Origin of the sequence: Corynebacterium sp. KPL2734 (assembly GCF_040225595.1) — a bacterium.
Taxonomy (GTDB): Bacteria; Actinomycetota; Actinomycetes; order Mycobacteriales; family Mycobacteriaceae; genus Corynebacterium; species Corynebacterium rhinophilum.
Map to the genome: position 1 here is coordinate 98,853 of NZ_JBEHFO010000008.1, position 7,081 is coordinate 105,933.

Annotated in this window: 8 protein-coding genes and 1 other RNA gene; all 9 read left to right on the forward strand. The window is 56.2% G+C overall.

The annotated features are described in order from the left end of the window. Window positions 1-5: 5 nt before the first annotated feature. The 9 genes from smpB (at window position 6) to ABRP88_RS07165 (ending at window position 6,815) form a co-directional block, all read left to right on the forward strand. Entirely contained in the window at window positions 6-509 is a 504-nt protein-coding gene (gene smpB / locus ABRP88_RS07125; protein WP_023016945.1) for an SsrA-binding protein SmpB, read from the forward strand. After that, on the forward strand, window positions 502-867 hold the full coding sequence (locus ABRP88_RS07130) for a DUF488 domain-containing protein (protein WP_349836760.1): 366 nt from the start codon (window positions 502-504) through the stop codon (window positions 865-867). The genes smpB and ABRP88_RS07130 overlap by 8 nt, the downstream gene beginning before the upstream one ends. Window positions 868-933: 66 nt before the next feature. Continuing rightward, window positions 934-1,316: a transfer-messenger RNA gene (gene ssrA, locus ABRP88_RS07135) on the forward strand. A 172-nt stretch (window positions 1,317-1,488) separates the two neighbouring features. Then, entirely contained in the window at window positions 1,489-1,812 is a 324-nt protein-coding gene (locus tag ABRP88_RS07140; RefSeq protein WP_023025804.1) for a DUF4288 domain-containing protein, read from the forward strand. Between the two features lie 394 nt (window positions 1,813-2,206). Next, window positions 2,207-2,974, forward strand: coding sequence for an amidohydrolase family protein (locus ABRP88_RS07145; protein ID WP_284785002.1), 768 nt, complete (start codon window positions 2,207-2,209; stop codon window positions 2,972-2,974). A gap of 85 nt (window positions 2,975-3,059) precedes the next feature. Further along, window positions 3,060-4,052, forward strand: a complete 993-nt coding sequence (locus ABRP88_RS07150; protein ID WP_502879876.1) for a siderophore ABC transporter substrate-binding protein — start codon at window positions 3,060-3,062, stop codon at window positions 4,050-4,052. Between the two features lie 66 nt (window positions 4,053-4,118). Then, the gene (locus ABRP88_RS07155; protein WP_349836763.1) at window positions 4,119-5,084 is read left to right on the forward strand and encodes an ABC transporter permease; all 966 of its coding nucleotides are present in this window, start codon (window positions 4,119-4,121) and stop codon (window positions 5,082-5,084) included. 1 nt (window position 5,085) lies between these two features. Next, on the forward strand, window positions 5,086-6,063 hold the full coding sequence (locus tag ABRP88_RS07160; RefSeq protein ID WP_237801509.1) for an iron chelate uptake ABC transporter family permease subunit: 978 nt from the start codon (window positions 5,086-5,088) through the stop codon (window positions 6,061-6,063). Next, entirely contained in the window at window positions 6,060-6,815 is a 756-nt protein-coding gene (locus ABRP88_RS07165) for an iron ABC transporter ATP-binding protein (protein WP_023025818.1), read from the forward strand. The genes ABRP88_RS07160 and ABRP88_RS07165 overlap by 4 nt, the downstream gene beginning before the upstream one ends. Window positions 6,816-7,081 lie beyond the last annotated feature (266 nt).

Here is a 7,081-nt window from a genome sequence, read left to right on the forward strand (position 1 = left end):
TAATTATGGCTAAAAAGGGCAAGAAGAATAAGAAGGCGGCTTCCGGGGACGCTACGCTTGCGACCAACCGCCGGGCCCGGCACGACTATAAGATCCTCGAAGAATTCGAGTGTGGCATCGTCCTGCTCGGCACGGAGATCAAATCCCTCCGGGAGGGCAAAATCTCGCTCAATGATGCCTTCGCCACCATTGATAATGGCGAGGTGTACCTGCGGAATTTACACATTCCGGAGTATTCGATGGGGTCCTGGACCAACCACAGCCCGCGGCGCACCCGCAAGCTCTTGCTGCACCGCCGGGAGATCGACAAGCTTTACGGGCAGGTGCGCAATGGCAATAAAACCCTGGTGCCGCTCAAGGTGTACCTCAAAAATGGGTACGCGAAGTTGTCGCTGGCGCTCGCGCAAGGTAAGCAGGATTATGACAAGCGCGAAGACATCAAGCGGCGCGACCAGAACCGCGAAATCACCCGCGAGCTCGGCCGCCGCGTGAAGGGGATTAATGCTTAAAACGGTAAAGGTTCACGATGCTGTCAAGGGTGAAGACTCCATTTCCGGGACGGGCGTTTTGGTAGACCGCCTGTGGCCGCGGGGCATCGCCAAGGCGGACCTGGACTATGACGAGTGGTTCAAGGACGTGGCCCCCAGCCCCGAGCTGCGCAAGTGGTGGAGCCATGACGCGGATTCCTTCGAGGAGTTTTCGCGCCGCTACCGCGCCGAGCTCGATGATCGCGAAGCCGAAGAGCTCACCCAGTTGCTCTCCTTGGCAAAAGAGGGGGACCTGACGCTGCTCTTTGGCGCCGCCGACCGCAAGATTAACCACGCGGTGGTCTTAAAAGAGTGGCTGGAAGAGCACTTGGAGAAATAGAAGCGTCTGCGGTAGTGTTGGAACAACCGTAGGGAATGATGCACTATCCCGTCCCTACAGTGCTATGGGGTTGATTTGGTTTCGACTTCGTACACTGCGCCAGGGGAAGCGTGCCGGTGAAGGCTGCCGACCACCGTTTAAGCGTCGTAGCAAACAAATAAACGCAGAGAAGAACTCTCAGCGTGACTACGCCCTCGCTGCCTAATTACAGCGACGCGTGTCTGTCAGCCTAGGTTTCGTTCCTGACCTAGAACCTGGCATCGACTAAGGAACTTGCCGTCTGGCTGTGTCATCAGGGCCAGATGGGACTCTTACTGGTGACTGGGCCCATCATCCGGTACGAGTTCGCCCGAACCGGAGGGCCGAGCAGAGATCATGTGCGAACTGCGCACGGAGAAGCCCTGGCAAGGTGACGAAGGACCCGGGTTCAAGTCCCGGCAACTCCACCGAGAGCCCCTCACCTGCATTTGCAGGTGAGGGGCTATTTTTATTCCGTATCAGTCATCGTGACTACTTGATCGGGGTACCAGATGAAAAACTTGTTAAACTCACGAACGTGAACACTTCCACGTTGTGTCAGCAGAGATAGGTTGCACGACCTCGACTAAGAGAAGGTGAAGCATGGAACCTTACGTAGGAATAGTGGTATTCGAGCTGTCTCGTGTCGGGACGCAAAAGAGCTATTTCCGTGAAGATTTTTATATCGTCTATGCAGATACGGACGAAGCTGCCTCGGAGCGTGTACAGGCGTTGGCGCATGCACAAGAAGACGAAGGAGACGCCGAACATGGCTCAGTAAAGGTTCGTCACATCGTAGATATTGCCCCTGCCTTGTATGGGACTGTGGAAAAGGACATTGACTTGTACTCTCGGCATTTCGCTTCACTCGAAGACTATAAGCGGTTCGAAATGAAGCTTGGAGGGACTAACCCCCTGAAAGATTAAATCAAGCTCAACGTCGAGGTTAGGCAGCTTTCTTAGCGAGTAGTGCTGGCTCCATTGCTTCGGCGATTGCTTCTAGGACGGGGAAGGGGGGAATAGTTGACTTTTAGGCTAGTGCCATAGTCGACGGCTTGTACCCAATTGGATACTAAGCGTCCTTTACGTTAGTGAAATGTCCCAGATTCTCCCATCTATCCACACGGAACAAAATCTGGGACACTTCAGTACTAGGCTCAACTCTCGCCGCCCTGGTGTCCAGGTAAGTGACAGTTCGGCCAGTAACGTCCATGGCTTAGACGGGTTCAGTTCCCGGAAACTCCACCGAGAGCCCCAGCTGGATTCAGTTCTAGCTGGGGTTTTCTTATGAGAGTCCCCGCGCGCGGCTAGGGTAGTGGCCATGCAGCGAGTATTTGATTCCCACCTCCACATCATCGATTTTTCCCACCCCATTCAGGAAAATCAGGGCTATACGCCGCCGGAGTTTTTGGTTCCGGCCTATGACGTATGGCGCGAGAAGCTGCGCGGTGAGGGTTTTGATATCACCGCCGGCGCGGTCGTCTCCGGTTCCTTTCAGGGCTTTGACCAGGGGTATCTGGCAGAAGCCCTGGGGGAATTGGATAGCTTCGTAGGCGTGACACAGCTGCCTGCCGATGTCCCCGATGCCGAAATCCGCCGGTTGGATGGCTTGGGCGTGCGGGCGGTGCGCTTTAACTTGCGGCGCGGTGGCAGCGCAGCACGGGAGGACCTCGAGGAACTCGCCTGGCGGATCTATGACCTGGCAGGTTGGCACGTGGAGCTTTATGTCGACGCGGCTACGCTGGGCGATATGGCCCCAGTGCTCAAGAAGCTGCCGGCCGTGAGCATCGACCACCTGGGCCTGAGCGCGCAGGGAGTAGACGGCCTCTTAGAACTTGTCGATGCCGGGGTAAAGGTCAAGGCCACCGGATTCGGGCGCGTAGACCTCGATCCGGGAGAGGTGGTGCGCCGCATTGTCGACGTTGATCCCACCGCCCTCATGGCGGGTACCGATTTGCCCTCGCAGCGGACGAGCCGGGTGTTTTCGGTGGACGATTTCCGGCTCATCGGGGAGGCGGCGGGGGTACATGCTGATGACGTTTTCTTCGCCAATGCAGCGCGTTTCTATGGGCTGGACGCTGTACTTTAGGAAAGGTTACCCTCAACCTTGATTGGTTAGGGTGACTTAAGATAAGTTAATGGGGCATTTGTTTCTCGTCTATAAGGAAAGCACAATGAAGAAAATTCATCGCGCTCTTTTGTCTGTCGTGGCTGTCGCCTCCTTGGCACTTACCGCATGTAGCACTGCGGAAGAAGAGGACCAGGGTTCGAATAAGGGGACATCGGAAAGCGCACTGCAGATCGAAGATAATAACGGCACCCACGAGCTGGACCTACCGTTCGAGCGCGTCGCGGTAACGGATAACCGCGCCTTCGAAATCCTCGCGGATTGGGATGTCAATATCGTGGCCGCCCCGCTTGGCATCGTCCCGGATACCCTCTCGGACAAGATCAATGAAGACTCGATCGAGGCCAACCTGGGCATGCACCGCGAACCCGACCTGGAGGCACTGGTTGCCGCAGAGCCGGACATCGTCATCAACGGTCAGCGCTTCACCCAGCACCAGGCCGATATCGAGGCTTTGATGGAAGATACTCCGGTCCTGGACTTCTCCCCGCGCGACGATAAGGACATGGCGGAAGAACTCATCCGCCAGACCGAAGCACTGGGCAAGATCTTCGACCACGAAGATGAAGCAAAGAAGCTCGTCGATGACTTCAACAAGGCCCTGGACCGCGCTAAGGACGCCTACGATCCAGAGAAGACCGTTATGGCCGTCAACACCACCGGTGGGGATATCAACTACATCGCCCCAGGTAAGGGCCGCTTCTTCGGACCATTCTTTGAGCTGCTGGGCATGAAGCCTTCCCTCGAGGTGGAAAACGCCAGCGATGACCACGAGGGCGATGACATCTCCGTCGAGGCAATCGCTGATTCCAACCCTGACTACATCCTCATCATGGACCGCGACGGTGCCATTGCCAAGGATGAAGCAGGCTATACCCCAGGTAAGAAGCTGGTAGAGGATTCCGCGGCACTCAAGAACGTGACTGCCGTGAAGGAAGGCAAGATCGTTGCCGCTCCGCAGGATACCTACACCAATGAAAACATCATTACCTTCACGGAGACGCTCAACGCGATGGCAGACGCGTTTGAAAAGAACTAGCCACCACTAAAAACCGGAAACCGGAGGGATTTTGCCCTCCGGTTTTCAGGTGCGTAAAGGATAGTTATGGAAACCACCACCCGCACAAAGGTCTGGGATTGGAAGCTCGGCCTCGGCGTGCTCATCGTTGCCGCGTTGCTCGTTGCCTCCTTGCTGACCGGGCAGTACGACGTTTTTGGCGCCGACGATGGCGCCGCCATGTTCGGCATTACCCGCTTGCCGCGCACCATCGCCTTGGTGCTGGCCGGCGCGGCCATGGCTGTGAGCGGCCTGGTCATGCAGCTGCTTACCCAGAACCGCTTCGTCGAACCCTCGACCACCGGCACCACGGAGTGGGCCGGGTTGGGCCTGCTCATCGTCATGGTCGTCGCGCCCACGTCCTCGATTCTGGTCAAGATGATTGGTGCGGTGGTCTTTTCCTTCCTGGGCACCGTCGTATTCTTCCTCTTCCTGCGCCGGGTGAACCTGCGCTCTTCGCTCATCGTGCCGATCATCGGCATCATGCTGGGTGCCGTGGTCTCTGCAATCTCGACGTTTTTCGCGCTGATGACGGACATGCTCCAGCAATTGGGAATCTGGTTCATGGGCTCATTTACCGCGGTATACAAGGGCCAATACGAGGTTTTGTGGATCGTGCTCTTGGTACTGGTGGCGGTGTATATCTACGCCGACCGCCTCACCGTAGTTGGCTTGGGCGAGGACGTGGCCACCAACGTCGGGCTGAACTATAACCGCATGTTGTTGCTGGGAACCGGCCTCATCGCCATTGCCACGGGCGTGGTGACCGTCGTCGTGGGGTCCCTTCCATTCCTGGGGCTTATCGTGCCCAATATCGTCTCCATGATGCGCGGCGATGACTTGCGCTCCAACGTGCCCTGGGTCTGCCTGCTGGGCATCGGCATCGTCACCGTGTGTGACCTGGTGGGCCGCGTCATCATCGCCCCCTTCGAGATGCCGGTTTCGGTGATTCTTGGCGTCATCGGTGCCATCGTCTTCATCATCATGATTGTGAGGTCGACCCGTGCTAACTAAGATGTCCGCCCCGCCCAAGAAATACTGGATCACCCTGGCCTGCGTATGGATCTTGGCTGTATCTTTGGCCTTTGCATACCTAGCCTATGGCAACCCGATGGATTTTGGTACGCGCAAGTTTTGGCTCATCGCCCAGCGCCGCGCCGATGCCCTCATCGCCATGGCGATCGTCGCTGTGTGCCAAGCCATGGCCACGGTGTCTTTTCATACCGTGACGAATAACCGCATCTTGACGCCATCCATCATGGGTTTTGAGTCCCTGTACGTTGCCATCAATACCGCGACCATTTTCTTCCTGGGCGCTAGTGGGCTTAACGAAGCCCGCACCGTGCCCACTTTCCTCATGCAAATGGGCGTCATGGTGGGCCTTTCCTTGGTGCTTTATTCGTGGCTGCTGACCAACCGAAAACAGAATATGCACGCCATGCTGTTAGTCGGCGTGGTCATCGGTGGTGGCCTGGGCTCGCTGTCTACCTTTATGCAGCGCATGCTAACCCCCAGCGAGTTCGACGTGCTGACCGCGCGCCTTTTTGGCTCCGTCAATAACGCCGAATCCGAGTACTATCCCATCGCCATTCCCATCGTGGCCATCGCCACTACGCTCTTGGTGCTCAATGCGCGCAAGCTCAACGTGATTTCCTTGGGCGCCGATGTCAGCACCAACCTGGGCGTGAACCATAAAGCACACGCGATCTACACGCTGGTGTTGGTCTCGCTGCTGATGGCGACGACCACCGCGTTGGTAGGTCCCATGACCTTCCTGGGCTTTTTGGTAGCTACGCTGGCTTATCAATTTGCCGATACCTACGATCACCGCTACATCTTTCCGATGGCGGTGGGCTTAGCATTCCTCGTGCTCATTGCGGCCTACTTCCTCATGCAGCACGTATTTTCCGCCCAAGGCGTGGTGTCCATCATCATTGAGCTGGTAGGTGGCTCCGTGTTCCTGTTTGTCATTATGCGAAAGGGCCGACTGTGATCGAATTAAAGAACGTTTCTAAAACCTATTCCGCCGAGACCGCTATTGGTCCGCTCAACCTGACCATCCCGCAAGGAGGCATCACCGCGCTGGTGGGGCCCAATGGTGCGGGTAAGTCGACGATGCTCACCATGATCGGGCGCCTGCTCGACATGGATGAAGGCAGCATCGAAATCGCCGGCTATGACATCCAGTCCAGCAAGTCGGCCGACCTAGCGAAGATCGTGTCTATCTTGCGGCAGGAAAATCACTTCGTCACGAAACTGACCGTGCGCCAGCTCGTGGGCTTTGGCCGCTTCCCCTATACCAAGGGTCGACTTAATAAACACGATGAAGAGGTCATTTCCAAATACATCCACTTCCTGCATTTGGAAGAACTGCAGCACCGCTACCTTGACCAGCTATCCGGTGGTCAGCGCCAGCGCGCGTACGTAGCCATGGTGCTGTGCCAAGAAACTGATTACGTGTTGCTGGATGAGCCGCTGAATAACTTGGACATCTCGCACTCGGTGGACATGATGCGCCACCTGCGCGAGGCTGCCCAGGAGTTGGGGCGCACGGTCATCGTGGTTCTGCATGACATCAACTTTGCCGCGCGCTACGCGGACTATATCTGTGCCTGCAAGGACGGGCAGATCGTCGAATTCGGCCCGGCGGAGGAGATTATGCGCGACGATATCCTGACGCCCATCTTCAATACTCCGGTGCGCGTTATCGATGGGCCCGATGGAAAGATCGCGTGCTATCACTAAAAAGCAACGTTGGCCTGCGAGTTTGCGTTGTGTAGTGGGGTAGTATAAATTTTAGCGAGTCGCCGAGAGGTAGCCGGTTGGTTACTTTTTAGTGATTTTTTGTACTGACTTGGCTCTAAGATTTGACTTGGTTCAGGTTGTTGGGTAGGTTAGTACGGGCCGCCGATGAAAGGTTAACGTTTGGTTAATTTTCTTGTGGTGTGTGGATGTTGTTTGAGAACTCAATAGTGTGCCAATGTACTTATTTTTTATTTTTGTGTGCATGG

Coding starts and splice junctions, on each gene's coding strand:
- smpB (WP_023016945.1), top strand. CDS start 6: ATGGCTAAAAAGGGCAAGAAGAATAAGAAGGCGGCTTCCGGGGACGCT.
- ABRP88_RS07130 (WP_349836760.1), top strand. CDS start 502: ATGCTTAAAACGGTAAAGGTTCACGATGCTGTCAAGGGTGAAGACTCC.
- ABRP88_RS07155 (WP_349836763.1), top strand. CDS start 4,119: ATGGAAACCACCACCCGCACAAAGGTCTGGGATTGGAAGCTCGGCCTC.
- ABRP88_RS07150 (WP_502879876.1), top strand. CDS start 3,060: ATGAAGAAAATTCATCGCGCTCTTTTGTCTGTCGTGGCTGTCGCCTCC.
- ABRP88_RS07160 (WP_237801509.1), top strand. CDS start 5,086: ATGTCCGCCCCGCCCAAGAAATACTGGATCACCCTGGCCTGCGTATGG.
- ABRP88_RS07140 (WP_023025804.1), top strand. CDS start 1,489: ATGGAACCTTACGTAGGAATAGTGGTATTCGAGCTGTCTCGTGTCGGG.
- ABRP88_RS07145 (WP_284785002.1), top strand. CDS start 2,207: ATGCAGCGAGTATTTGATTCCCACCTCCACATCATCGATTTTTCCCAC.